A 24,664-nucleotide genomic window follows, 5' to 3' on the forward strand; every position below is an offset into this window, starting at 1 on the left:
AAAAACATGACAACCAATGAAGTGCTGATGCACCACCTCACTGCTTTTGGCAATAATGACCTTGAAGAGATCTTAAAAGACTATACGCCCGCGTCAGAATTATTAACACCAAATGGCCCTTTGAAAGCGTTAGATGCGATCAAGGGCTTCTTTGAAGAATATTTTGCTGCAATACCAACCGGATCAGCCTTTGAAATGAAACAGCTGACGGTGACGGGAAATGTGGCTTACGTAGCCTGGACAAGTGAGTCGGCTACGTTCAAGTTCCCAATGGGCACAGACACTTTCTTTATAGAGGATGACAAGATCATATTTCATACTGTGGCCGATTACCGGATTGGCAAATAATCTAATGTCAAGGCCGCTGCAATCAGCGGCCTTTTTCATTCATCATTCTTCTAAAAATACTTTATCATGAAAACAATCATCTCTAAAAGCATCTTATTGCTTATGCTCATTGCTGCGGCATCCGCTGCCAGCGCTCAGGAATATGTAGCACCAACAAGGCCGGCCCAGACCGGACGTTCTCCGGGGGTGAAAGTGAAGCTTCTGAGTACTAACGGAGAGACCAAAACCTACGTTCTTATTTTTTCAAAGAACGACGAGATCGTTTCAGGCCTAACCGAATTTGCACAAAAATACAAAGTCCAAAGTGCACATTATACTGGCATTGGAGATGCATTCTCTGCCAAAGTGGGCTTTTTTGACTACGGTCGCAATGAATTTAAAGTTATTCCAATCGGTGAGTCAGAGATTTCATCATTGATGGGTGACATAGCTGTATTCAATGGCAAGCCCGTCGCACATACTCACATCAACCTGGCCGTTTCTGACGGCACCATTCGGGGTGGGCACCTGCTGGAATGCTTTGTAGGACCTACATTAGAATTGTTTGTAACCGTGGAGCCCACTCCGTTATACAAAAGACTCAGCCCGGAATTTAAAGCCGGTATCATTGATCCAGCGCTGGAAAATTAAATCAGAGGTTTATAACTAAACATTAATCACAATGGAAATAACAGCAGCTGTTGTAAAAGAAAAGGGCAGTGACTTTAAGCTCGAAAAAGTAAGATTGGATAAACCTGCTTCCGAAGAAGTATTGGTAAAAATAGTAGCAACGGGAATTTGCCATACTGATATGGTAGCCAGAGACTTTGTGATGGGAGCCCCCGGCTTTCCTGTCATCTTAGGTCACGAAGGAGCAGGTATTATCGAAAGTGTAGGTGAAGATGTGCACCACCTAAAGGCAGGAGATCATGTCGTCTTAACTTATGGTTTTTGCGGTGAATGTGAAGTATGCCGTACGGGCAACTCCCCATATTGCTATGAGTTTTTCCAAAGGAATTTCTCAGGTGCTCGCGTAGACGGATCTCACAACCACCACGATCATGATGGCAAACCCATTAACCATAACTTTTTTTCCCAGTCCTCCTTTGCAACCTATGCCATTGCACATAAAAACAATGTTATTCAGGTGCCAAATGAAGCGCCATTGGAAATACTAGGCCCCTTGGGCTGCGGTATCCAGACAGGTGCCGGTGCAGTGATCAACACCCTGAAAATTAAAGTGGGCAGTTCGATTGTTATCTCTGGTACGGGGGCTGTGGGGTTAGCTGCTGTGATGGCGGCCAAGGCATCATCAGCAACAACCATTATTGCAGTGGACATCAATCAGCAAAGGCTTGATTTTTCAAAAGAACTCGGCGCAACCCACACCATCAACAGCCTGAATGAAAACGTAGTTGAACGGATCAAAGCGATACTGCCAAACGGAGTGCAGTACGGTGTAGATACTACGGGCAGAAACGACGTGATCAACAATACACTGGCCAGCTTTGCCCCCGTGGGTGAGCTCGCTGTGATTGGTGTTGCTACCCGTCCAATGGAGCTTGAAACCAACATTTTCCTGACTAAAGGCTATAAAATCAAATTTGTCAACCAGGGAGACAGTGTGCCGCAGGAGTTCATTCCCAAGCTGATCAAAATGTATCAGAACGGTCAATTCCCGTTTAATAAGCTGATCAAAACATATCCTTTCGAAGAAATCAACCAGGCCGTTGAAGACTCGGAAAAAGGACGAACCATAAAGAGTGTGTTGCGCATTGGCGAGTACAATGCTTAAAATGTTAATCGGATCAAAGCCTGCTTCTCTTTTCATTGAAGCAGGCTTTTTACATAAATATCATTCATGAAAAACAAGCTTCTGACTATCGCACTCTTTCTAGGCATTCACGGCATATCTCTTGCTCAACGGGTTATCGACCTGTCCAGTGGAAAAGATATTGCCGCCATGCCTGCCAATAACACGGAATTTGTAATGACAGATTCTATTAGCGGTAACCGGACAGTACTTAACGTTACCAAGCCAAGCCTCACAGTTTACACCCCTAAAAAGGAAATATCCAATAAAACCGCGATTGTTATCTGTCCGGGTGGGGCATTTCATGCGCTTGATATTGATAATGAAGGCTATTCGGTTGCAAAATTGCTCGTTGCAAAAGGTTACACGGCGATCGTATTAAAGTATAGGTTGGTGCATATCAACATGGAAGCAGCAAACCCGCTGGCAAAATTGGGGAAACTAGCGAGTGATTTTAAAGTGCTTGAGAATCGAATGGCACCTGATGTGCCGCTGGCGATAGCAGATGGTAGAGCTGCAATTGACTATGTCAAGAAAAATGCCGCGAAACTTGGAATCAATCCGGCTAAGGTTGGTATTGTTGGATTCTCAGCTGGTGGGACAATAGCTGCCGCAATGGCTTATAGCGATGATTCGCAGTCCAGACCTGCGTTTTCCGCTCCAATTTATCCTTATCTTGCTCCGTTCGATCAGCAAGCGGTCCCATCAAACGCGACACCTCTGTTCATTTCCGTAGCTGCTGATGATGATTTCAAGTTCGATGGCAACAGCGCGAAGCTATATCAGAAATGGAAAGACTCAGGTGCAAGTGCCGAACTTCACATTTATGCGAAAGGTCACCATGGCTTTGGTACAAAAAAACAAAATCTGCCTGTTGATCAATGGATAGACCGATTTACGGAATGGCTTGCCTTCCTGGGTTATGGTGCTAAGCAATGATACGATTGCTTGACAGCTACTGGGTCGCAAAAGATAACATAAAAAACACACCTGCCCAGATGTGTTTTTTGTTAAAATCCCTGGATTTTTCCATCTGATTACATCGTCATACCACCATCAATTGCAATCGCTTGCCCAGTAATGTGCTTGGCCTGTGCAATGAAAATAACTGCGTCAGCGATGTCTTGCGGACTCTGGTCGACGCCCTGTGGGATCAGGGCTTTCTTGTTGCGTTCCCAGGATTGCTCCTCTGTTTCACCTTCGAGTTTCCACCGATCTGCTACGCCTCCTTCTCCGCGCCACATACCGGTTCCAACAATACCGGGACAAATAGCATTAACGGTGATACCATCCATGGCGACCTCTTTGGCGATACTGTTGGTAAAGCCAATTACAGCAAATTTAGAAGCAACATAATGCGAAAGGTGAGCCATGCCTATCTTTCCTGCAATGGAAGCCGTATTAATAATGGCCCCCTCTTTTTGAGTCTTCATAATATCGACTGCGGCCTTCGTACATACAAATACCCCTTTCGCATTAACAGTCATTACACGGTCCCATTCCTCAGGTGTAATCTCTTCAATGCTGCCAATTCCTACAACTCCGGCATTGTTGACCGATATATCCAGTCTACCGAAAGTTTCAACCGTTTCTTTCAATGCAGCCTTAACCGAATCATAATTGGTTACATCGACTACAACACTAATCACTTTGCCTCCTTGCTCTTTCACTGCCTGCACGGTACCTATCAAAAATTCTTCTTTGATATCAGCTGCTACAACCGATGCTCCTTTACCAAATGCAACAGCGATGGCTTTACCCAAACCGCCGCCAGCACCAGTAACAAAAACTACTTTACCTTTTAAATTTGACATGATATTATAATTTAGTTGTTAGATTTTACTGCTCTGCTTTTGCACATCCAATGTTGCTATCTTTCTGCTCAGGCCGGATGATCATCCTCAAATATTGATCTTTGGTTAGGTATGCTGAAACCCAGCTGGCAAATGTTTTGATCTTATTTCTTACATTAATGAGGGAAAGCAGATGTATAAATAGCCACATAAGCCAAGCCAGAAAACCTTCAAAATGCGCATGTGGTTTGGCCAGATCTGCAACCGCCTTATTTCTGCCAATAATGGCCATTGAACCTTTATCGTTGTAATGGAAAGGCTTCAATACCTGCTGACGGCTGGCCAAGTGCATATTGTGAGCAAGATTTTTCCCCTGTTGAATGGCGACCTGCGCAAGTTGCGGATGGCCATTTGAAAATGGCTGGTCGGTCGTCTGAATGCAGGTATCTCCAATGGCATATATGTTTGAAGTTCCCGTCACCATATTGAATTCATTCACAATGAGCCTCTTTCCCCTTCCGTAAACTTCGTTGGGAAGCCCCTCAAAAACGTGGACCGTCACGCCCGCGGTCCACAACAGATTTTTAGTTGCGATTCTCATCCCGCTTCCAAGAAGCACGGAATCACCATCGAAATCTTTGACGAGTTCATTGAGCCTGATTTTGATACCCATCGCTTCCAGTGATTTATGGGTGTATTGCTGGGATTCTTTGCTCATCGGACCAAGCAAGGTCGGCAAGCCATCAATCAGGTAGATGTCAAAAGGCAAACCTGATAGTTCAGGGAAATCTTTTTCAAGTATGTTTGCTTTTAGCTCAGAATGCATCCCTGCGATTTCAACACCTGTTGGCCCACCGCCCGCCACTACAATGGTAGTAAGCTTTTGCCGCTCGGCCGGGTCAGTGGTGCGTGTTGCAAGTTCGAACCTTTCCAAAATTGCATTCTTCAAGTAGATTGCATCAGCAACAGTTTTCATTGGCAATGCATGTTTCTTTACATTATCATTGCCGAAAAAATTACTTTCCTTCCCCGTCGCCAAAACGAGCTTTGAATATTGAAGCTCGCCTGTTGTAAGTACCACAGTATTATTATCAGGCTTAATTTCCAGCAGCTCACCCATTCTAAAATGAAAATTAGAATGATTGCGGAAAAGCCTCCGATAGGGATAGCTGATTCCAGATACATCCAGGAACCCTGTCGCAACCTGATAAAGTAAGGGTGGAAAGAAGTTGTAATTATTTCTGTCTACCAAAGTAACCTGCACTTGGAAGGGGTTCTTCAAAAGTTCTTTGGCAAGATTAATTCCACCAAATCCCCCACCAATTATGATTATGTTTTCTTCTGTGGTTTCCATGATTTGCTTAAAAGTGAATGTATATCAATGATGCAGCCTTCATTGTTGATTACGGAGAAATGTGATTTCCTAGCTTCGGCGGACAGTCAGGAAAATCCTTCGCCATGATGGGAAAGACTTGATCACGGGCGCTGAAAAATGATAGGTGCCGATGGCGGCTAAAACAAACAGGCCAAACACCGATATAGTCCCAAAAATATCTTTCCCGGCAAGCAGCATAGCTTCTCTGCTTACTCTTCCATAGATCACTTTGGATGATATCTGCGAAGCTTCAAGACTTGAAGAGCCGTGTTTGATCGCCTGCCCGTATAGTTGCTGCCAAAGTGGTTGCAGCGCGCTTCCATCCATTTTGGAAGAAAGTTTTTGTTTATAATCCTGTAAACGGGTATATGCATTTTCATTGATGATTGCTCCCATCACCGCATTCCCTAAAGCATTTCTGAACATGGCCATGTAACAGAGCATCTGGGTAAATATGTCGAATCCCACGCCCAGTGTCATGTACTTGCCAGCAGCAGCAAAGATGATGATGTTGCCAAAACCTTTGAAGAAATAGGGAATATATAACTGCTGCTCTCCGGCACTGGCATCGAAGGAAAAATATAGCCAGACATGGTGCAGGGTCAGCATCACAAAACCCAAGGCAAAAACGGTACGGAACGGCCCATTGACGTATTTGAACCACCAATAACCAAATGCAGCACCGGCCAGAATGCCAGCAGCAATCCACCAGTTAAGCCCTCCAATATGCAGGTTGTCCAGGCGCATCACCGAGCTCGTAAAAGGTCCCAGTACACTTCCAGTTGTGTTCAGCATCAACTGGGCGGCCAGGATAATGATGATGGCGACATTTACATTCGTCAGCCTAAAAACGCGCGGCAGCATAAGCGAACGCTTTTTGGTATACGTACGGTAAAGAACAAGAATTACCCATATTAACCCCGCGATGGTGGCAACCATAATTTTTTCTGACGCATACCAGTCCAGCACTCGCCCGTAGGTAAGCACGTAGCTAAGTAGTGAAAACAGGATTGTCCAATGAAAAACGCCCATCCAATCAATGCCCACCAAAGGCAGTGGTTTAGCAATCCTGAATGGCCTTAATAACACCAAAATGACAAGTGCCTGCGATGCGAGAAGGGCAGCCATAAGGTAATATATCATTTCCCACTCGTATCTATCGGCAAGCAAAATCGCCAGTGTACTGCTTACCTGGGCGGAAAGCAAAACAATGCCAAGTGCTACACTGAAAAACATGCCATAATCTTTATGCTGGGTAATAACCAGTTGAATAGAGACGAGCGTTTCGAAGGTGCCGATCATCTTTAATGCACCGATAAAAAAAGCGCATAGGATCAATACCGGAATGGATGAAGTGTAAGCACAAACCAGTAAAAGCAGGGCAAGCAAAACCGAGCAGACTGCCAGGATTTGCTGGGATGTGAAGCGAAATTTGATCCTGAACAGTAGTGGAAAAATGAAGGTGACACCAATGGTGCTGACCTGATAAACAAACGTCAGATCTTCTTTATAAATCTGATTTGCTCCTACAATATCACCCATCAAGCTCAGGTAAACCGGATTTGCACATTGAAATAGGATTGCAAATAGGACAAACAGGGCTACCCGTACCCAACCGGGTACAAATTCTTTGAAACATTGTAAGGGCTGGTTCATGGCTTTTGATCAAAATAAACGACAGCATTCATGCCTGCTTTCAGCTTTGCAAGTTGGGCCTGATCTTTTGCGTCCATAAAATCCAATCTTACCGGCACCCGCTGTTGGATTTTGACAAAATTTCCGGTGGCATTATCAGTGGGTACCAGCGAAAATACTGATCCTGTTGCGCCGGCAATGGAAGTAATGGTAGCAGTGAAGTCGTAACCGTCAATGGCATCGATCTGAACGCGCGCTTTCTTTCCCACAGCCAGGGATTGCAGCTGCTTTTCATTGATATTAACTGTGAGCCATTTCTCGTCATTGTTCACTACGGCAGCAAGTTGCTGGCCAGCTTGCACAAGTTGGCCTTCTGTAATATTCTTCCGTCCTATGTATCCGTCACAGGGTGCCAGAATAATTGTATAAAGCACATTCAGTTTTGCTGCTTTTAGCTGGGCTTGCGCCCGTTTGATGGCAGCATCATTAACGTGTATTTTTGCACCAGTTTCTTTGACTGCCAGCCTATTACCATTTTCGGCATTTTGCATGGCGCTTAACTTTGCAAGCAAAGCATCATAATCACTTTTCACCTGATCGTATTGCTGCTGGGTTACAGATTCTTGCGCCAGCAACGTTTCATAACGTCGCAGGTTCTTTTCGGCATTCCAAAGCCTGGCCTTAGTCTCTTGTAAATTTGAGGTGGCTATGGTAACCGTGTTTTCTGCCGTTGTTACCGATGACCGGGTCACATATTTTCCCGCCAGTGCGTCCAACAGGTTTGCTTCTGCCAGCTGCTGCTGAACCAGGTAATCAGTATTATCGATGACCACCAATGTATCCCCCCTTTTGACCTGTTGGAATTCCACAAAATTGATTTTTGTAATGTAGCCTCCAACTCGGGCATTTACCGGCGAAAGCAATTGCTGTACCTGCGCGTCATCGCTATAAGTGGCCTGATTGAAGGAATAAAAATATCTTAGACCGATAGCCACAACTGCAATGGCAGCCAGGCCAGTCAGCCAGCCGAGCCATTTATTAGGTTGATGATCTGTTCTATGATGATGCGTGCTCATTTCTAATTGAGTTGTCCTGTAACTTTTTGAAGTTCGAAATAGCGCATCACCCGTTGGGCCTGCGCGTTGGTTAATTGCAATTCTGCCGCCAATTTTTGATTACTGGCATCGGTGATATCTGTGATGAGCGCAACCTGCTGATCATAAGCATTTGTGATGCGCCGGTAGTTTTCGGTTGCCAGTTCAAGTTTCTTTGCTTCGCTGGAAAGCTGGTCGCCTGCTTCATTCCAAAGTGTGTATGCATTGAAGACAGCCTTTCGCATATTTTCTTGAGCAAGCTGCTCATACTGGGTGGCTGCCTGCAAGCCTTTTGTAGCAGCATCCACTCTTGCTTTATTTTTATATAATCCGCTAAGGCTGTAATTCAACCGCACACCAACTGTTAGATTATTGGCGTAGATGTCTTTTGCCGGTATATCATATACGTAAGGTCTTGCCAGTCCATTTGTTGCATACAGTGAGGCCTCTGGAAGATAGGCCGCCTTTATTTGTTGTTGCCTTTTCTTAGCCATTTCAGTATTAAGCTGATTAATTTTAAGCTCAGGTTGATTTTGCAGGGCTACTTGCTGCAGCGTGTTTAGTGCCAATTCTGTGACATTATTTTCAGGAAGAATTGTATCTGGCTCAATGATTGTTCCCTCAGGCAATACGAGTATCTCTACCATAGCATTGTTAATGATCCTGATACGGTTACTGACTTTTACCAATTGCAGCTTCATCTCTTCAAGCAGCAGCTCACTACGAATTTTATCGCTTCTCAAAACGATACCGGCCCTCATACGATTATCAATTTTTTCCAAGAGCATGCTAGCCTGGTCGATGTTGCTTTTGTAGACATCGCGTTGCCCCAGTAAGCGGAAAAGGTCAAGATAATAGCCTACCAGTAGGAGCTTTACCTCCATTTTGTTTTTTTCATAGTTCAATCCGGCTACCCGGCCTCGCAGCTCAGATATTTCAATGTCCCGGCCAACTCTGCCACCGCTGAAAAGCAGGTAGCTTGCTTGCAGCACATAGCTATTTGAAAAATGGGGCATTTCGTAAAAGCCCGTCTTCATTGTACCCATTCCTATAACACCCACATCGGTAAGGTAACCCGCCGTGACGGCCATATCTATATCAGGAAGCCGGTGATTTTTGGAAACGTCTATACCTGCTTGGGCATCTTGTATTCTAATCGCGTCCAGTTTCAGCTGACGATTATTGTTTTCAGCTAATTCAAAAAGCTTCTTGACCGTTATATGTAGGCTGTCCTGTCCGTGCGCCATATTGGTAACGCAGAATAAAGTGGCCAAGATGATTAATGCAATTCGTGTCTTCATCGCTAAATTTCTATGCACAAAATTGCATTTACTTGTAGCTATAAAGAATGGGCAAAAGATGAATTATATATCAAAAAGTAAGAATTGAATAGAAATATTCCTCGAAACAGAGAATCATCTTGGGGGATAAAGTTTCTCATATATCAGAAACTCAAAGTCAAAACGAATTATAGCCGTTCCTATATTCGGAAGGAGCAAGCTGAGTGTACTTTTTGAAGAAGCGGCTGAAATGAAATTGATTTTGGAAGTTTAGCTGATCGGCAATGTTGCCGATCGTAGTTCCTGGGTAATCCAGAAGGACCTTCGCTTCTAAGATAACCATCTGAATAATGTAGCTACGCGCCGTATGCCCTGTATTTTCTTTGAGCACCTGTGACAGATACTTTTCGTGAATATTAAGCGAGCGGGCATAAAATGAGACCTCACGCTGTTGTTTGTAGTGTTTGACCAACAGGTCGAAAAATTGCTGCACAATGCTTTTCGTTGGCGGATTGGGCATCTGCTGCTCCTGATAACAAAAGCCAATCTGCGAAATGGTCGCTTGAAATGTTGGGCGAAGAATTTCTTCTTCCCCTTTTTGAGCCCCTTTAAAACGAATCAGTAACTGGTGGATCAGATCAATCATTTGACCAATGATAATCTGGTCCTCTGTTTTGAGTACGATTAACGCTTGCTGGTCATCACCGAAAAGAGGTAACTGGGCTACGCTTTTGGTGTAGTGCGCGGAAGTAAGGATAAAATCGGGAGCAAATAATAACGACAAGAAATGCACTGAGTTCTCCTGCCAGCTCATTTCCCGGATCGCTGATGGCGGCACAATAAGTAAATCGCCCTGATTAAGGTTGTGCTTCTGAAGATTCACCTTGACTTGCATCTGACCATCCTGTACCAGAATGATCGAGTAATGATTAGACCGGAACGGGCGATCCCATATTTTTTCAACAGAATAAATTGCTGAATCAAAAACCATTAACCCTGGCGTGGCTTCGCCTAAGCCAAATGCACCGCGCAGGTGTGGAATTTCCAGATTGGACGGCAGCGATTTTTCGGGGGATTTCATGGCATTTCACTTCATAGTAAACAGTTGTAAATATGGGCAAAGTATTACTGCCAAACTATGACGTATTTTGATTTGAACAACTGCCCACGCAAAACAATAGCCCGTACAGCTTATGTGAACGGGCTATTGACCAATAACGATAACGGTAAGCTTATGCTACTAAAACAGAATCGATAGCCTCACGGAGTGCTTTTGCCGCAACTGCCGGATCTTCCGCGCTGTAAATAGCTGCACCTGCAACGGCAACCTGGGCACCGGCTTCAATTACTGCTGTGACGTTGCTAAGGTTTACCCCTCCTGCAATCGAAACCGGGACACCTGCTCGGGCTGCTTCATCGATCAGCACCTGAATCGAATAGCCTTCGGTCCATTGCTCATCCAGACCGGCGTGCAATTCCACGAATTCAACACCTAATTCTATCACTTCCTGCGCTCTTTTTACACGGTCAGGATAACCGATGGTGTCAACCACCACGCCTTTGCCATGGGCCTTTGCTGCCTTCACAGCCCCAATAATTGTTGCATTTCCTGCTGCGCCCATTACCGTTACCAGATCGGCTCCGGCCTTGAAAGCGATATCGGCTTCCAGTTCACCTGCGTCAGCCGTTTTAAGGTCGGCAAAAACCAGTTTGTCAGGATGCGCAGTTTTCATCGCGGTGATCACACTTGATCCCATGTTCTTGATCAGCGGAGTGCCGAGTTCAATGATATCGACGTAAGGGGCTACCTTTGCAGCAAGTGCTAACGCATCTTCTGTTGTCAATAAGTCTATTGCTACTTGCAATTTGGCCATTTTGAATATATTTAGTTGTACAGTTTATTAATTCTTACTCCATGTTGGCATGTCGCTTCCAAAGCGTTTCTGCCGGGGATCCATCCAGTTTCCATAACTCCATAAAAATGGCGTCTCCGATTAACAGCAATGCCTGCTCGAAAAGGCTGCCTGCATATTGTTTTGATCTGCTGCCAGCATGATCTTCCTTTTCTGCTGCTGGCAGCAGGATATGCGTATCCGAAATTCCCGCCAGTGTTGATGTGGGGTTGGTTGTGATGGCGATCACATTGGCTCCGACTGATTTTGCTTTTTCGGCAGCCCGAACAATCGAGCCCGTAGTTCCCGATCCGGAAGCGACCCACAAAAGGTCTGCGGATTGTATGGCGGGCGTAGTGGTGTCGCCGACGAAATAAACCTTGAAACCCAGATGCATCAGTCGCATCGCAACAGAGCGCATTGAGAATCCCGACCGCCCCGCCGCAAGTAGAAATATCGACTCCGCCCGCTGTATGCCTTTTACAAGTGCTCCAAAATCTTCATACTCCAATGCTTCCGAAAGCGCATTATTCTCGGCCAGTATTTGTTTTAGACTTTCATGAATGTCAGTCGAATGAAGTAGGTATTGTTGATCATCTAAATGCATAATTGCCTCGTTTTATCTGATGACAAATGTACTGTATCCAGGCTTTTTGAAGGTTAGACAATCATCCAGATAAGGTGGACAATCTGGAACATTTGAGGTTAAAAATTTATATATTTGGATATTAAAAAATTAAATTTCCGAATAGTCCACCATAATTTCCAGATCGTCCACTAAGGACGTCTCTGATAGTTTTATCCAAAATATGAATGCATCGACAAAAGAATCACGGCTTGCCAGCGCAATGATTTATATCCGTAATCTTCGTGATTGTCCGCCAAGCTACCTGAATGATCCTGGCAGAAAAGACTTTTTTGAAATTGTCTGGTTAAAGAATGAAGACCCTTTGCATGATACGAAAAACGAAAATTTCGAGATTAAAGGCGACTGGATATACCTCATACCACCTTACCGCGTACATCAGGTCAATAAAGCAGGTAAAAACGGTGAGCTGTTATCCTTCAAAAGAGAAGTTTTGGAGGAAGATGACAAAGAGTTTTTGCTGGATATTTTCAAAATTTTCAACGTTCAGGGAGAGTTTTCTTGCCTAAGGCTCGAAGAAGAAGCAGCTGCCGATCTCGGTAATGTGTTCCAGTTATTGAACGACGAGTATCAGAAAACGGCAGACGACCTGGTAATTGTAAAAGCGATACTTAAGGTCTTTCTGTTAAAGCTGATAAAAGTAAAAGAGCAGCAGTTTACCGGACATGATATTCATCAAAAACGAGTTTACGAATTCTTAATGCTGCTGGAAAGCAATTATTTGGAGGTTCGTAATACCGATTTTTACGCCGGAAAATTGGGCATCAGCTCCAAGCGACTTAATCAAATACTCAAAGGCAAGCTGGGCAAAACCGGGATGGAGTTGATTCATGACAGGATTATTCTCGAAGCAAAGCGAATGATTATCCACAGCGAACAGACCATCAAAGAGATAGCTTACGAACTTGGTTTTTCAGACCGGCCATATTTCAGCCGGTTCTTTAAGAAACAAACTGATCAAACACCTGACGAATTTCAAAAACAGACTCGTGTTCATCAGAAATTGAAGCTTAACACCTTATCTGATAGCACTGCCATTTAGTAAATCAAAAAAGGCTGCCGGAGATCCAGCAGCCTTAAAATATGTTGAAGGAAAGCAATAATCAGCTAGATTGATTATATGCGTACCAAGAAATTTTCCAAACCCCATCCACTTTTTTTACTACAAAAATCTCGCGGTAGCTTGCAGGAACGGTTTGGCCGGTGGCATTGATCAGGGTAGTCCCTCCCGAATGAGATCTCACATAACTATAATCTCCGTCAATCACGATCTCGTCAATTGTGAAGGCCAGGGTGAGCTTAATCGCTGAAAAAACGCCTTCATAAGTGGCTTTGATCGCGGCAGCGCCCTTCATTGTCGGCGCATCAGGTGCCGTCAGCACACGGTTTGTCTCAAACAGGTTGGAGACAGCAGCCGCATCGGACGAAGCGAGCGCACTGGAATGGGTAGCGGTTGTGAGTGAATTGATAGCGCTTCTGTCTGCTTCTGTATAGCTACTAGCCTTATTTTCGGTCACATCTGTACTAACTGCCTGACTGAGTGTACCCATCTTGTTGTACAGGTATCTTGCGATTTTCCACTGATCATCTGCCTTTTTCACTATAAACACTTCTCCGTTTTCCTCGGTAGCAGTTGCGCCATTTGCTTTTATAGTGAGGGTCCCCGCAGAAGTTGACCTGACAAAGCTATCTTCTTTACCGACAATGATCACTTAATTGGATATTCCTCTCCAAAGTGCTCAGGAACACTGGCGTACTTTCGCACGAATATCTACTTAATCAACAACCAGACGTATCCCGGTAAATTGCCAGCGCAAATGGGGGTGAAAGAAATTGCGGTATGTCTTGCGGCTATGTCTCTGGGGTGTTGCTACGGATGCCCCCCTAAGAACCATTTGACTGACCATAAACTTGCCGTTGTATTCACCTATTGCACCATCTGCTTTTTTGAAACCCGGATAAGGCAGGTAGGCACTGTTGGTCCATTCCCAGCGCGAGCCCCAGTCGAATGCAGCAGACGCAACCTCCCATTCAGCCTCAGTTGGCAGTCGGAGACCTTTCCAATTGGCAAATGCAGTTGCTTCGTAAAAGCTTATGTGGCAAACAGGATTTTCCGCAATTGTCTCTGTAAGCCCGCCCAGGTCGTAGTTCATCCACTTGCCATCAACAAGATGCCAATACAATGGAGCTTCAACGTGTTCACGCTTTACCCAATCCCAACCCTCGGCGTGCCAATAACTGAAATTCTGATAACCGCCGCTGTTGATAAATTCCAGGTATTCACGGTTGGTAACCAGACTGGTTGAAATCTTAAATTCGTCAATCCAAACCTGGTGCCTGCCATGTTCATTATCAAAAGAGAAACCTTCGCCTTCAAATCCAATCTGATAATTGCCTGCCACAACCTGGTGAAAAGCGCTTGCCGTAGACTTCTGACCAGTAGGAACATACTCCGTGGCGTAAGAGGGAAACAGCGGGTTATGCCCCAGAATGTACTTAATGTCAGTCATCAATAACTCTTGATGCTGTTGTTCATGGTTCAGACCAAGATCCACCGTTTCTATTAAATCCAGGCTTAAATCACCATTTTCTAAAAACCGGCCCATGTGCTCATCAACATATTTTCGGTAGGCGAAAACATCCTCAACGGTAGGCCGGCTTAGATTTCCCCGGTCGGTGCGGATAACCCTGGCGCCAACAGTTTCATAATAGCTATTGAACACAAAGTCATACTGACTATCATACACCTTGTATCCAGGCAAAAACGGTTTTAAAATAAAGGTTTCAAAAAACCATGTTGTATGTCCCAAATGCCATTTAGGCGGGCTCACGTCTGCGCACGGTTGCACGACGTAATCCTCTGTTTTAAGCGAACGGCATATAAATTCGGTGTGCTGCCTGATCGCAGCAAACCGGGCTGACAAGTCTTTGTCAGCCTTTACCATAGTTTCTTCCATTAGTTTGAAATTGTTTCTCTTAATCCATCTCCTATACCGCCTTCCATACTACATCGGCAAACCATCCTTTGGAGTCCGTAAAAGTAGATATGGGTTCAAAACCGCTGTTTAGTGCCATCTGGCTAATCTGGCTAAGCGAGTACTTTTGAGAAATTTCCATCCAAATACATTCTCCTTCGTTAAAATGAATTTGAGCGCTTGGGAAGGAAACAGTATGCTTGCGCTGCGACACTAGGTAACTTTTGCAAGCGCCGGTTAATGGATCATAACTGCAATAATGATCAAACAGATTAAGATTAAAGTCTGCTCCCAGTTCTGTATTAATCCGTTTTAACAGGTTTAAATTGAATGCGTTGGTGATGCCTTGTTCATCTGAATACGCCGCACGTATTGTATAGGGATCTTTAACCAGGTCAAAGCCGATGAGGACCATATCGCCAGGCATTATTGATTGCCTGATCCGGGTGCAAAATTGTAGTGCATCCTCGGGCGGCATGTTTCCAATATTTGAACCCAGAAACATGACGACCTTATGTAACGCTGATAGTGAAACTGCCTGATCGAGCATCTCGAAATATTCGCCTTCGAGTGGCTCAATATCCAGTTCAGGATTCTGCGCAAGTAAATTATCTGTCAGCTCATTAAGGATATTTCCAGAAATATCAATCGGCAAATAACGGAACGATTTACCTCGGCGAGCAAGACCATCCAGGAGGTGTACCGTTTTTGTCCCGTCCCCCGCGCCCAATTCGATGATCTCAAAACTATCATCACCATCCCGGATCGTCTCGCAAATCTGTTCCCGCTGATTTTTCAATATTTCAGCCTCGCAGCGTGTGAGATAATACTGATCACAAGCCATGATCTGCTGGAATATTCGGTCGCCTTGCTGATCATAAAAATATTTTGAGGGGAGCCTTTTAAATTCGCTGGTAAGGCCTTCTATCACATCCTGGTAAAATTTGTCGGTTTCTTCCGGTGCTTCGGTTTGGCAGAGCGCTTCTTGAACAGTTTGTTGCATGATAATTCATTGATTCAATCGGTAATAACTACAATTTTTCCGCCCGCCATATTGCTATCCATTAGTTGATGCGCTTCGACTATTTGGTCGAGCTTGAACACCCCGCCGATGCTTAGTTTTATTTCGCCGTTTTCTACCATCGATATAAATTCCTGAAGTGCATCCACTTCGACTTTTATTTGCCCGGTGTCAAATACCGTTAGGTTTACAGTAGCAGGAATGTAGTCCATTGGAGCAAAATCTTTAACGCTCCAAATCTCCGAAAGCATGCCGGTCATACACACGCTCCCTCCCGGTTTGGCGCAGGAAAGTGAATCCTTTAGTGTATTGGCTCCTACCAGCTCCAATATTTTGTCGATTCCATCTGGATAAAGATTACGAACCTGTGCTTTCAGGTTGCCATCATCAATCAATACTGCTTCTGCGCCTTGTTCGAGCAAAAACTGCTTTTTTTCCTCGCTGCGAGTTGTTGCAATTACGCGTAAGCCTGCTTGGCGGGCGAGTTGTATGGCCAATAGCCCGATGGAAGATGTTCCCCCGCGAATAAGAATGCTTTCTCCTTTTTGTATCCGCAATGCAAGGTGTAGAGAACCATAGACGGTCTGAAACATTTCAGGTATAGCGCCGAGCATGTCCCATGAAAGTTTGCTTGTGAAAGGATAAATAATAGAGCTTGGCAAAACAGCATATTCTGCATAGCTGCCATCGTAATCTCTGCCCATGCCTCCCATGCAAGCAGCAACCTGTTGTCCAGGCTGCCATTTGCCGCTGTGGTCGCTGACAATTTCGCCCACACATTCAATACCTAATATCCTCGGGAAAGCTACCCCGGGTGAATATCCTTTACGGGTCATCAGCTCCGAGCGGTTTAAGCCAAAAGCCTTTACCTTGACCAGCACTTGGTCAATTTCCGCTTTCGGCACTGATCTTTCCTCGAGCGTAAGTTGCTCCGGCCCACCAGCTGTGTAAATAATCGCTGCTTTCATAAATACCTGTTTAGATATCAGAAAGTATTAAAAATGTACCGCGCTATTTTCCAGGTTCCTGCCTGGCGTTCCAGCACGAACAAATCACGGGTTTTCATGGATGTAGAATGACCAGCAAAATTTTTGATGGCGACGGTGGCTACGCTTTCAACGATACTAAAATCCTGATCAACCGACACATTAATGATTTCAAAGCTAGCTTCAACCGTCCGTTGCTGAAAGAATCTTTTGGCACTTGCCGAAATCTTATCAGTCCCTTTAATTGTGGGAAGGCCGTCAGGCATAAAATGTCCGTCTTCCTTGTATAGTGCTGCAATTGCAGCGGCATCACTGTTGTTTAGCGCAGCAGAATAGGCATTCAACAATTGCTCAATCACTTGTTGGTCTTTTTCCATTGTCGTTCATTGTTTCTTTGGTTCTGGATAATTCTCACTCTTCACATTTCGAAGCTTGCTTCTTGCGGCGAGAGATCAGGAGTTATTCAGCAAAGTTCCAACAAGGCGCGAGAATGCACCCATAAACAACTGCAAGAAAAAGTCTTAAACTAATTTAAGATTTGTCTTTGGAAACGAGTGAGCTACGAATTTTACTGAGAAATTCAGGGGTGATCCCCAGATAAGATGCAATTTGAGAGTTTGGCAATCGGCTAGCCAAATGAGGATATCGCGCCAAAAATGACTGGTAACGTTGCTCGCCCGTAGAACTAATGTTTTCAAGTACACGGTTTTGAAGCTCCATGTATTTCTGTTCAGTAATGATGCGGAAGTTCCGGTCAAACTTATGGTGATTGATAAAGAGATAGAGAAGATCGGCTTTTTTGATTTGCAGAATAGTCGATGGCTCAATAGCCTCAATGTACATCAGGCTGGGTTTCTCCGAATAAAAGCTGCTCAAATCGGCTATCCAGTCACTCTCAGCGACAAATTGCAGGTTGTGCTCCACACCCTTCTGATCCACGTGGTACATCTTAAAGCAGCCCGTCACAACAAAAGTGTAGTATTGGCACACATCGCCCTGTTGTAATATATAGTGGCGTCGTTTCACCTGCTTCTCAGCAAATAACCGGATTAGTTCATACCGCTCCTTTTCATCGAGTGGAAAATACTGCTTGAAATATTCTATAAGTTGAGATGTTGCCAAGATTGTCAAGTCCAAGTAAAAACCAAGATCCAGGATTATCCAGACAACAATTTATTAAAGTTTTTGTTACATCTGTATTTTTGAACGATATTCAAAAACGTGGCAATCAAGCCATCAGGCGTCAAAATTTCTTTCATCCTTGAAGTAGTTTAAGAATATTTCTTAATATAGGTTATGGGTGCATGGACTCAAAACCGAGCATCTTTGTATCACAATTGACAGCCGAAGAAACCATGACTGGCGGCTGAACTTAAACATCTACGCTATGAAAGTTATCATATTCGTTTTGTTGAATTGCCTGTTTGTGGTCTGCGTAGCAAGTGGGCAGAGTATCAAACTTGACCTTAACAGGCTTGAACCAATTCAGGCATCCGTCTCCATTCAGACGGTAGCTGGAAAACAAGCTTTCAGGGTGTTGAAAGATACCTTGGTAAGGAAGGTGGATGAGCCCACATTCGCCAAGGTGAAAGGTGTCGACTTCAAAAATGGCACTATCGAGGTGAAAGTGCTAAGCAGGTTGCTCAATGATGCGCCTGATTATGCCCGTGGATTTATTGGTGTCGCCTTTCGTATCGACGGACAAAATTCCAAATACGAGAGTATTTACATCCGACCGACCAACGGACGGGCAGACGATCAGGTTCGAAGAAACCACTCCATACAATACTATTCATATCCGGAATACAAATTTGACGTACTACGAAAACAAGCACCTGAGAAGTATGAATCGTACGCCGATATGGAGCTGAACAAATGGATCTCTCTCAGGGTCGAAGTAAAGGGTTCTAATGCCAAATTATTCATCGACAATAACCCGCAGCCATCGCTGGTTGTCAATGATCTCAAACTAGGCTCCGACACATCGGGTGGCATAGCACTATGGGTGGAAGTGGGAACGGAAGGTTTTTTTTCCGATCTAAAAATTTCGAAGCAAGATTAGTACAAAACAACGATGAACAAACTACGATCAGAATTTTTATTGATATGCTGCTTGCTAGTTCTGGCAGGTGTTAATGCCCTTGGACAGGACTCGAAACAGCTCAGGCATTTTATGCAGCAAGGCCCGTTGCCCTCCACCGCCGTCCCTTACGGAAATAACCCTAAGGCGGGCCACTATGTAAAATCTGGTGATGCACGGATCTATTATGAAGTTTATGGAAGGGGAAAGCCGATTGTTATTATGCATGGAGGCATATTTGGGTCGACTGTCGAAATGGGCCGGTTTATCGATAGCCTTTCTAAAAACAATAAGGTCATGGCAGTATCCACAAGAGGGCATGGAAAATCAGAAATGGGAAAATCAGAGCCTAACTACGAGCAAAAGGCAAGAGACATCAACGCCATCATTCAAGAAGAGACCAGCGACAGCGTAACTGTCCTTGGGTTTAGTGACGGGGCTTACACGGGATATTATCTGGCTGCCACATTTCCAGCGAAAGTGAAAAAGCTGGTCGCTATCGGGGCAGGCACCTGGAAGAAGGGGTGGCGAGACTTCAAAGTCACCAAAGAAATGGCTTTTGGGCTGGACAGTCTTTACTGGAAACAACAAGTAACATTAAGCCCTGAGCCTCAGCGCATCGACGAGTGGTTTACTTCAATTAGCAAGATGTATAGCTCCATTGAGGTGAAAAAAGATCTTTTTAAAGCGATAAAGTGTCCTGTTCTGGTATTGTCAGGTGAGCTGGATCAAAATGCGCCACTTGAAACAGTTATTGATGCGTATCGTTTGATACCTCGCGCCCAGCTAGGAATTATCCCTAGTGCGCCACATCCCGTTTTCCTGGTTAATTTTGACGCGGTTTGGGCTAGTATGAAGCCTTTTCTGTTACTTTGAGATTTCAATAAGCCTTCCGCTCACGTGAACATTTTAGGGAACCTTTGTCTGAATGTATTGAACCGGAATATCCCTGAGGGATGAAAAAGTACTTTCTTAACATGCATTCCTCAAGGCAGTGAGAACTACTGGATAATTCTCTTATTATCAATTAGTTAATTATTTCATTGATTGCGGATCATCAAGATTCCGGTTCCACGTCCAATTCTTTGATATATAGCTGACTTTTTGCACTGGTAATAGTTTGTCGACTGGCATAAAGTGATTTGCAGTTTGATCTCCTGAGTACAGCTGATTACGTATAAAATATCCATGTCCATGCAAGCTTTTTCCAATTTTTGAGGAGGTGGCCACTGCAATTTGACCACCTCAATTCTTGATAGTGATCGAAAAATCTCGCGGCTTCATTTAGTGTAGAATGATGCTGTAAAAAATAAACCCTGACTTGCCTTTCGTCAGGGGGACACTGGCTTCCAAAACCAGTTGGACGTTGTCTGGATTTCATTTAGAAGCGGATGTTCTAAACTTCTCAAACATTTTGTCAATATCAGCCCTGTCATAATAAATCACACCGCCGATCCGCATGTAACTGAGTTGGCGACTTACACGCATCGCATGCAGCTTGCCGGGCGATACATCTAGTAACTTCCTAACCTCCCTAGATTTTAGCCATTGCTTGGAAAGCTGAGCGCCCCCGCCCGAAAGTAGCCGTCTCATTTCAGATAGCATTTGCTCCTTAAATTTTTCAAGATCTGCCAAAGCGACTAATTGATGGGTGAATAACGTTGAATTCTCCTCTAATTGCTTACCCTTCTTTTCCATTGCTGCTTGCTTTACGTTAACAATCAAAAACATCGATTGACATGCGCAGTCGATGTTTTTGATCGGAAAATAATAGCCAGCATTTGATACTTGTTTCCTCTTTTTCCTAGCGGAACAAAAAGAATAAAAGGCAGTCGATGCCGGAGACACCGAACTGCCTTTTGGGCTTAATAATCAGCGAATACATGGCCTTCGTAGACACTGTAGCCTTCTAAAAATAAATCCTTCGCGAAAGCTTCGTAGTCAAAATAACGTTCGAGAGCCTGTGGAACTCCTGACAACAAGCCGGTCTCGTCGATATACTGGTAAGCATACTCAAGCTCTGGATCTTTCATCGATCCGCCAAAGAATCCACGGTAGCTTTCCCGAAAGCTTTCAAGTTGGTCATCTAATTCGTACCCGTTGGATGGCCAGAAGCTAATCTGCTTACAATAAATCTCGAATGCTTCGGCAGCCTCGTCGTCCATTTCACCCGTGGCCTCAAAGTATGCGAACGCTTCTTTGTGCAGGCTGCATTCTGATATCAAAAAATCCGGGATGTCTTCCCAGTCCTGGAACATCAGCTCCGGATCAAATTCATTTCGATGGAATTCATAGCAGTCCTGTAGGAATTCTTTTAGACCTGCGTAGTCTGTCAGGTCAAACCATTTACCGAATAGCGATCCACTGTTGTACTGACCATAGGTTCCAACATAGATTTTAGGAGCATTTTCGAGATTTCTCATGATTGAAAGGCATTTAAGTTGCTTCGGCCCGGCACTGTGCTCAGGGCAATCGCAGCCTTCCACTCAAAGAAAAAATGACGGGGCTCGTCCCCTTGGTTGCAAGCCCATCCGGCGGTTTAAGGTGCGGCTGGCTAACGTGGGTTCAGCTAAAAAGCCGGATGACGCAGCGCAGGCTTGCAACCGTCATTTTTTGCTTTGTAACTTTCGTTTGCACTGAACGCATCTTTTAGTGATTCTTTTCAGCAATCCGAGCAACCTAAAAAAAGGCATGTAGTCACCTCTCCCACTAAACTCCGATTGCAGCTATTCGCTCTTTGAAGACCGCTTCGGCTAATTCCAGCAAGCGTAACACCCGAGAGGAAATTGAATGAACTTCTTGTTCGCTGATCTGATAGTCTGGATTGTATCTGGCCCCGAGATATGCGTCTTCCAGAAGCTCTAAAAGCCGTTCTTCATCCGGCAAACCGCCAGGAAAGATGTCATTCAGCTGGGGTGCTAATCTATGGTTAAACCTTTTAAGCGATCTGATGGAATGCGTGCGCCGTTCGCTTCCGTAAAGCGCCATGGCAGTGCTACGAAATGTTGTTTCAGCAGCTTGTTGCAACATAAACATCGACAGCGCATACTCACTTACTTGTTGGTAATACGCTGCTCCGTCAAAGAACCTTCGGGCTTTACTCATTCCGGCCATAAACGCTTGCCTCGACTTCTCGATCAGTTGCCTGAGGGTTTCGGGAAGCATTTTCGGTAATGGCGTAATACTCCGTTGGTATACCAGATTTTCGGTGGTACAGGCGAAAGAGAAATATACTTGACCACTGGTAAGCGCCTGATGGATATCCGACAACTTGTGAACCGAGCAACATAGCTTTTCATCACCGGCACTGAATAGCTCAACGATGGGCTGATGCTCTTTGAAGGTCTTTTGATTATCATCGGCAAACACAATCAGCAGATCCCTGTACGGCTTCTGTTCCGTTGATTGTGGCGCAGGATGCTTGACCTCAAATATTAGTAGTGGGTCGAGCGCCGCAATTAGTAATTCTATGATTGCCTTGTCACTCGCCAGCTTCCCAAGGCGGCGTTTCTGAAATGGAATTCCTTGATCGATTCTTGAAATCAGGTAAACGGCTTCGAGAAGTGATTCCAATAACTCGTACTGGATGATTTCAGCACATTCGCCGGTAGCTTCACAGATACTCACTTTGCTCAATCCATATTCCACCCAGTCTTCCAGAATCTCTTGCCACTGGTCATAGCCGTAAATATTAAAAACACGCTTGATCGCTAGAAGGGGCTGCTCGGTCTCAGCGAGCGACAGCCTGCGGATCATGCCGCCATGCCGGTCGTTGAGCTCCCGGACATCCCGCATATACTGCCGATCAGCTTCAATTTGTGCATGACTGAAAGGCTGAAAATCGCTGGTATTCAAGTCGATTCCATCTTCTTCGGCAACGTCCAGCAGCAACCTACAAACCTTGATGATCTTTTGTAAATGCCTTTCCAGGCAAAGTACCGTCGACGGATCTCCTAGAAATGAAAAGGGTTTCTCGGTGGTCACGGCTTTCAGGAATTGCCACAATTCGACACGTATGAAGTCCAGATCGGTTGCCTGAAAAAATTCGGCAACCAGACCGCGGGCATCGGCCAGCTTCTGCTCGCTTGAACCCAGGTTCTCGTTTGTTGTTAAGTTTACAGTCTCCATAGGCTTCTCTTTTTTTGGCAAAAAAGAGGCAGCGGATGAACGTACCGAACCACAACAAGTTGTATACTACCAATGGTCATTGGTAAAACACTTTCTCTTGCCTGTTGACCTTAGCGCAGATATTTCCTTTATTTGTAACCATGAGCACAGCAACAAAACCCAATCATATTGGTCATAAGATCTCCCGCATCCGCGAATTACGCGGACTGAAGCAGGAGTTCGTGGCACACGAACTGAAGGTTAGCCAACAAACGGTGTCGAAGATCGAACAGAGTGAAACTGTTGATCAAGAATTGCTCGAACAGATCGGTAAGATCCTGGGCGTTCCTGCGGAAGGAATCAAAAATTTTAGCGAAGACGCTGTGTTTAACATCATCGGCAATACAGTTAACAACCATGATAATGGTTCACTGTTCAATTATTTCCCCACATTCAACCCGATAGATAAGTTGGTTGAACTTTTCGAGGAAAACAAAAAGCTCTATGAGAGACTACTCGAAAGCGAGCGAGAAAAAGTTGAGCTACTTAGAAGCATGCAATAACAAGGAAGCCGCGTCAACGCGGCTTCCTTGTTTATAATGAGAATCTACCTACTGACGTCGCTTTCTCCCGCGCGGCTTGCCTGTGTATTCAGGTTTCGGAGCCTCAGCTTCAATCGTCAGCTCAAACCCCTTCGTGGTCTGATTAAAATCAAAGGTCGAGATTTTGAAAATCAGCTTTTGACTTTCAAAATCAACTACGCCTTTTTTCAATATAACAGCCAGCGGGATTACGTGCCCCCGGCCACTTTTCTCGAACGAAAATGTCTGATCCGAATGGGCGGCCGGAACAAGGTATACGGATTTGATTTTACGTTTTCCTTCCTGCGTACCGATTTTGAATTTGGTGGACTCTGGATCAATTCCTAGATCACGCAGTACAGTTGCCGGAAAAACAAGCTTGCCTGAGTTAGAAATGTAACCCCTCGGAAGCGACGCTGCTTTTGGCGCGGGCTTGACTTCGGGAACGTTTTCCTCTGGGGAAAAGAATTTGATAGCTTTCAGTTTCATGGTGTTATGGGTTATTTTGGGCTAAAATAAGTCATTCTCCCTAGAAATTGGCATTTAAATCCCAAGACCCTGCTTCTTCTGCCTTTTTTGCTGTTGCTGTAACTGCTCTTTAACCTCGATTCCGATGTTTTGAGCCAGCCGTTTTTCGATGGAAGCAAGGGAATAGCTCCGTCCTAAGTCGGAGCCCTTAATCTTGATATTTTTCCGCATATGATAGAATGCGATCCCTCTTCCAACATAAGTCTTATACCCCTGGGTTAACAATTTCGCTTTGAGCTCATCGATCAATACCACTGTATTTAGAAGCTGGTCAATAGATGATTTGAGTTTCAGATGCTGCTTGTCGGTTAGCATATTTTCAAGCTCCTGCCGCTTATTGATTTTCATTTCTGGTGCCTGGATTAATTCAAGACGTTGTTCCATTCTGCGGCAGAATTCTCCGGTTCTGACGTAGTTATGAAAATGCTTTGAGGTGTTTTTGCCATTCGAATCAATGCGGTTTGCCACGATGTAGGCTAAGCATCCGGCGCCTTGCCATATTACTATGGTAGTATTTCCAAATGCTCGCCT

General features: G+C 44.7%; 27 protein-coding genes. 8 read left to right on the plus strand and 19 right to left on the minus strand.

Annotated features, from left to right (window positions below; translation table 11 throughout):
* Positions 1–6 precede the first annotated feature (6 nt).
* From IEY24_RS04225 to IEY24_RS04240, 4 genes are all read left to right on the plus strand, one after another.
* On the plus strand, positions 7–348 hold the full coding sequence (locus IEY24_RS04225) for a nuclear transport factor 2 family protein (RefSeq protein WP_188928959.1): 342 nt from the start codon (positions 7–9) through the stop codon (positions 346–348).
* A 66-nt stretch (positions 349–414) separates the two neighbouring features.
* The gene (locus tag IEY24_RS04230; RefSeq protein WP_188928961.1) at positions 415–978 is read left to right on the plus strand and encodes a PPC domain-containing DNA-binding protein; all 564 of its coding nucleotides are present in this window, start codon (positions 415–417) and stop codon (positions 976–978) included.
* A gap of 31 nt (positions 979–1,009) precedes the next feature.
* A complete protein-coding gene (locus tag IEY24_RS04235; protein ID WP_188928963.1) occupies positions 1,010–2,122 on the plus strand; it encodes an NAD(P)-dependent alcohol dehydrogenase in 1,113 nt (370 codons plus the stop codon).
* Between the two features lie 66 nt (positions 2,123–2,188).
* Positions 2,189–3,079, plus strand: a complete 891-nt coding sequence (locus IEY24_RS04240) for an alpha/beta hydrolase (protein ID WP_188928966.1) — start codon at positions 2,189–2,191, stop codon at positions 3,077–3,079.
* 98 nt (positions 3,080–3,177) lie between these two features.
* Here IEY24_RS04240 and IEY24_RS04245 read toward each other — a convergent pair whose 3' ends face one another.
* From IEY24_RS04245 to hxlB, 8 genes are all read right to left on the minus strand, one after another.
* On the minus strand, positions 3,178–3,954 hold the full coding sequence (locus IEY24_RS04245) for an SDR family NAD(P)-dependent oxidoreductase (protein ID WP_188928967.1): 777 nt from the start codon (positions 3,952–3,954) through the stop codon (positions 3,178–3,180).
* 25 nt (positions 3,955–3,979) lie between these two features.
* Complete coding sequence (locus IEY24_RS04250; RefSeq protein ID WP_188928969.1) at positions 3,980–5,287, minus strand: NAD(P)/FAD-dependent oxidoreductase; 1,308 nt, start codon at positions 5,285–5,287, stop codon at positions 3,980–3,982.
* A gap of 69 nt (positions 5,288–5,356) precedes the next feature.
* Positions 5,357–6,964: an efflux MFS transporter permease gene (locus IEY24_RS04255; RefSeq protein WP_188928971.1), complete on the minus strand. Its 1,608-nt coding sequence runs from the start codon at positions 6,962–6,964 to the stop codon at positions 5,357–5,359.
* Positions 6,961–8,019, minus strand: a complete 1,059-nt coding sequence (locus tag IEY24_RS04260) for an HlyD family secretion protein (RefSeq protein WP_188928973.1) — start codon at positions 8,017–8,019, stop codon at positions 6,961–6,963. The genes IEY24_RS04255 and IEY24_RS04260 overlap by 4 nt, the downstream gene beginning before the upstream one ends.
* 2 nt (positions 8,020–8,021) lie before the next feature.
* A complete protein-coding gene (locus tag IEY24_RS04265) occupies positions 8,022–9,338 on the minus strand; it encodes a TolC family protein (RefSeq protein WP_188928975.1) in 1,317 nt (438 codons plus the stop codon).
* Positions 9,339–9,495: 157 nt separating this feature from the next.
* Complete coding sequence (locus tag IEY24_RS04270) at positions 9,496–10,398, minus strand: helix-turn-helix domain-containing protein (protein WP_188928977.1); 903 nt, start codon at positions 10,396–10,398, stop codon at positions 9,496–9,498.
* Positions 10,399–10,549: 151 nt separating this feature from the next.
* A complete protein-coding gene (gene hxlA, locus IEY24_RS04275) occupies positions 10,550–11,191 on the minus strand; it encodes a 3-hexulose-6-phosphate synthase (RefSeq protein ID WP_188928979.1) in 642 nt (213 codons plus the stop codon).
* 34 nt (positions 11,192–11,225) lie between these two features.
* Positions 11,226–11,816 carry a 6-phospho-3-hexuloisomerase gene (gene hxlB / locus IEY24_RS04280; protein WP_188928981.1) on the minus strand — a complete coding sequence of 197 codons (591 nt, stop codon included), beginning with the start codon at positions 11,814–11,816 and terminating at the stop codon, positions 11,226–11,228.
* Positions 11,817–12,018: 202 nt separating this feature from the next.
* Here hxlB and IEY24_RS04285 point away from each other — a divergent pair, with 202 nt between their 5' ends.
* A complete protein-coding gene (locus tag IEY24_RS04285) occupies positions 12,019–12,897 on the plus strand; it encodes an AraC family transcriptional regulator (protein ID WP_188928983.1) in 879 nt (292 codons plus the stop codon).
* A gap of 61 nt (positions 12,898–12,958) precedes the next feature.
* On the opposite strand, the gene IEY24_RS04290 is transcribed toward IEY24_RS04285, so the two are convergent.
* The 6 genes from IEY24_RS04290 to IEY24_RS04315 form a co-directional block, all read right to left on the minus strand.
* Positions 12,959–13,567 (minus strand): YybH family protein, encoded by a 609-nt coding sequence (locus IEY24_RS04290; protein WP_188928986.1) that lies wholly within the window; start codon positions 13,565–13,567, stop codon positions 12,959–12,961.
* Positions 13,568–13,630: 63 nt separating this feature from the next.
* Complete coding sequence (gene egtB, locus IEY24_RS04295) at positions 13,631–14,812, minus strand: ergothioneine biosynthesis protein EgtB (protein ID WP_188928988.1); 1,182 nt, start codon at positions 14,810–14,812, stop codon at positions 13,631–13,633.
* 31 nt (positions 14,813–14,843) lie between these two features.
* Complete coding sequence (gene egtD, locus IEY24_RS04300; RefSeq protein WP_188928990.1) at positions 14,844–15,833, minus strand: L-histidine N(alpha)-methyltransferase; 990 nt, start codon at positions 15,831–15,833, stop codon at positions 14,844–14,846.
* Positions 15,834–15,847: 14 nt separating this feature from the next.
* Positions 15,848–16,819, minus strand: a complete 972-nt coding sequence (locus tag IEY24_RS04305) for a zinc-binding alcohol dehydrogenase family protein (protein WP_188928992.1) — start codon at positions 16,817–16,819, stop codon at positions 15,848–15,850.
* A gap of 17 nt (positions 16,820–16,836) precedes the next feature.
* On the minus strand, positions 16,837–17,214 hold the full coding sequence (locus IEY24_RS04310; protein ID WP_188928997.1) for a YybH family protein: 378 nt from the start codon (positions 17,212–17,214) through the stop codon (positions 16,837–16,839).
* Between the two features lie 154 nt (positions 17,215–17,368).
* Positions 17,369–17,959, minus strand: coding sequence for a Crp/Fnr family transcriptional regulator (locus IEY24_RS04315; RefSeq protein WP_188929000.1), 591 nt, complete (start codon positions 17,957–17,959; stop codon positions 17,369–17,371).
* Between the two features lie 265 nt (positions 17,960–18,224).
* On the opposite strand from IEY24_RS04315, the gene IEY24_RS04320 reads away from it, so the two are divergent.
* Both IEY24_RS04320 and IEY24_RS04325 read left to right on the plus strand, forming a co-directional pair.
* Positions 18,225–18,899 (plus strand): hypothetical protein, encoded by a 675-nt coding sequence (locus IEY24_RS04320; RefSeq protein ID WP_188929002.1) that lies wholly within the window; start codon positions 18,225–18,227, stop codon positions 18,897–18,899.
* 12 nt (positions 18,900–18,911) lie between these two features.
* Entirely contained in the window at positions 18,912–19,793 is an 882-nt protein-coding gene (locus IEY24_RS04325; RefSeq protein WP_188929004.1) for an alpha/beta fold hydrolase, read from the plus strand.
* 501 nt (positions 19,794–20,294) lie between these two features.
* Here IEY24_RS04325 and IEY24_RS04330 read toward each other — a convergent pair.
* The 3 genes from IEY24_RS04330 to IEY24_RS32740 form a co-directional block, all read right to left on the minus strand.
* Complete coding sequence (locus tag IEY24_RS04330; protein WP_229221322.1) at positions 20,295–20,615, minus strand: helix-turn-helix domain-containing protein; 321 nt, start codon at positions 20,613–20,615, stop codon at positions 20,295–20,297.
* Positions 20,616–20,782: 167 nt separating this feature from the next.
* Positions 20,783–21,340, minus strand: a complete 558-nt coding sequence (locus IEY24_RS04335) for an antirestriction protein ArdA (protein WP_188929007.1) — start codon at positions 21,338–21,340, stop codon at positions 20,783–20,785.
* 286 nt (positions 21,341–21,626) lie between these two features.
* Entirely contained in the window at positions 21,627–23,045 is a 1,419-nt protein-coding gene (locus tag IEY24_RS32740; protein ID WP_229221332.1) for a HEPN domain-containing protein, read from the minus strand.
* Between the two features lie 140 nt (positions 23,046–23,185).
* On the opposite strand from IEY24_RS32740, the gene IEY24_RS04345 reads away from it, so the two are divergent.
* Entirely contained in the window at positions 23,186–23,587 is a 402-nt protein-coding gene (locus IEY24_RS04345) for a helix-turn-helix domain-containing protein (protein WP_188929009.1), read from the plus strand.
* Between the two features lie 48 nt (positions 23,588–23,635).
* Here the strand turns inward: IEY24_RS04345 and IEY24_RS04350 are convergent, their stop codons facing one another.
* Both IEY24_RS04350 and IEY24_RS33220 read right to left on the minus strand, forming a co-directional pair.
* Positions 23,636–24,094 carry a hypothetical protein gene (locus IEY24_RS04350; protein WP_188929011.1) on the minus strand — a complete coding sequence of 153 codons (459 nt, stop codon included), beginning with the start codon at positions 24,092–24,094 and terminating at the stop codon, positions 23,636–23,638.
* 54 nt (positions 24,095–24,148) lie between these two features.
* Positions 24,149–24,481 carry a hypothetical protein gene (locus IEY24_RS33220; protein WP_438821066.1) on the minus strand — a complete coding sequence of 111 codons (333 nt, stop codon included), beginning with the start codon at positions 24,479–24,481 and terminating at the stop codon, positions 24,149–24,151.
* Between the last annotated feature and the right edge of the window lie 183 nt (positions 24,482–24,664).

Origin of the sequence: Dyadobacter endophyticus, assembly GCF_014641595.1 — a bacterium.
In the GTDB taxonomy this organism is placed as follows: Bacteria; Bacteroidota; Bacteroidia; order Cytophagales; family Spirosomataceae; genus Dyadobacter; species Dyadobacter endophyticus.

What these genes read in the sequence shown, in the direction of transcription:
- IEY24_RS04260 (WP_188928973.1), bottom strand. Translation starts at nt 8,019, where the DNA reads ATGAGCACGCATCATCATAGAACAGATCATCAACCTAATAAATGGCTC.
- IEY24_RS04270 (WP_188928977.1), bottom strand. Translation starts at nt 10,398, where the DNA reads ATGAAATCCCCCGAAAAATCGCTGCCGTCCAATCTGGAAATTCCACAC.
- IEY24_RS04265 (WP_188928975.1), bottom strand. Translation starts at nt 9,338, where the DNA reads ATGAAGACACGAATTGCATTAATCATCTTGGCCACTTTATTCTGCGTT.
- IEY24_RS04255 (WP_188928971.1), bottom strand. Translation starts at nt 6,964, where the DNA reads ATGAACCAGCCCTTACAATGTTTCAAAGAATTTGTACCCGGTTGGGTA.
- IEY24_RS04350 (WP_188929011.1), bottom strand. Translation starts at nt 24,094, where the DNA reads ATGAAACTGAAAGCTATCAAATTCTTTTCCCCAGAGGAAAACGTTCCC.
- egtD (WP_188928990.1), bottom strand. Translation starts at nt 15,833, where the DNA reads ATGCAACAAACTGTTCAAGAAGCGCTCTGCCAAACCGAAGCACCGGAA.
- IEY24_RS04325 (WP_188929004.1), top strand. Translation starts at nt 18,912, where the DNA reads ATGAACAAACTACGATCAGAATTTTTATTGATATGCTGCTTGCTAGTT.
- IEY24_RS33220 (WP_438821066.1), bottom strand. Translation starts at nt 24,481, where the DNA reads ATGAAAATCAATAAGCGGCAGGAGCTTGAAAATATGCTAACCGACAAG.
- IEY24_RS04230 (WP_188928961.1), top strand. Translation starts at nt 415, where the DNA reads ATGAAAACAATCATCTCTAAAAGCATCTTATTGCTTATGCTCATTGCT.
- hxlB (WP_188928981.1), bottom strand. Translation starts at nt 11,816, where the DNA reads ATGCATTTAGATGATCAACAATACCTACTTCATTCGACTGACATTCAT.
- IEY24_RS04330 (WP_229221322.1), bottom strand. Translation starts at nt 20,615, where the DNA reads ATGGAAAAGAAGGGTAAGCAATTAGAGGAGAATTCAACGTTATTCACC.
- IEY24_RS04225 (WP_188928959.1), top strand. Translation starts at nt 7, where the DNA reads ATGACAACCAATGAAGTGCTGATGCACCACCTCACTGCTTTTGGCAAT.
- IEY24_RS04235 (WP_188928963.1), top strand. Translation starts at nt 1,010, where the DNA reads ATGGAAATAACAGCAGCTGTTGTAAAAGAAAAGGGCAGTGACTTTAAG.
- IEY24_RS04250 (WP_188928969.1), bottom strand. Translation starts at nt 5,287, where the DNA reads ATGGAAACCACAGAAGAAAACATAATCATAATTGGTGGGGGATTTGGT.
- IEY24_RS04335 (WP_188929007.1), bottom strand. Translation starts at nt 21,340, where the DNA reads ATGAGAAATCTCGAAAATGCTCCTAAAATCTATGTTGGAACCTATGGT.
- IEY24_RS04285 (WP_188928983.1), top strand. Translation starts at nt 12,019, where the DNA reads ATGAATGCATCGACAAAAGAATCACGGCTTGCCAGCGCAATGATTTAT.
- IEY24_RS04310 (WP_188928997.1), bottom strand. Translation starts at nt 17,214, where the DNA reads ATGGAAAAAGACCAACAAGTGATTGAGCAATTGTTGAATGCCTATTCT.
- egtB (WP_188928988.1), bottom strand. Translation starts at nt 14,812, where the DNA reads ATGGAAGAAACTATGGTAAAGGCTGACAAAGACTTGTCAGCCCGGTTT.
- IEY24_RS04345 (WP_188929009.1), top strand. Translation starts at nt 23,186, where the DNA reads ATGAGCACAGCAACAAAACCCAATCATATTGGTCATAAGATCTCCCGC.
- IEY24_RS04240 (WP_188928966.1), top strand. Translation starts at nt 2,189, where the DNA reads ATGAAAAACAAGCTTCTGACTATCGCACTCTTTCTAGGCATTCACGGC.
- IEY24_RS04320 (WP_188929002.1), top strand. Translation starts at nt 18,225, where the DNA reads ATGAAAGTTATCATATTCGTTTTGTTGAATTGCCTGTTTGTGGTCTGC.
- IEY24_RS04305 (WP_188928992.1), bottom strand. Translation starts at nt 16,819, where the DNA reads ATGAAAGCAGCGATTATTTACACAGCTGGTGGGCCGGAGCAACTTACG.
- hxlA (WP_188928979.1), bottom strand. Translation starts at nt 11,191, where the DNA reads ATGGCCAAATTGCAAGTAGCAATAGACTTATTGACAACAGAAGATGCG.
- IEY24_RS04245 (WP_188928967.1), bottom strand. Translation starts at nt 3,954, where the DNA reads ATGTCAAATTTAAAAGGTAAAGTAGTTTTTGTTACTGGTGCTGGCGGC.
- IEY24_RS32740 (WP_229221332.1), bottom strand. Translation starts at nt 23,045, where the DNA reads ATGGAGACTGTAAACTTAACAACAAACGAGAACCTGGGTTCAAGCGAG.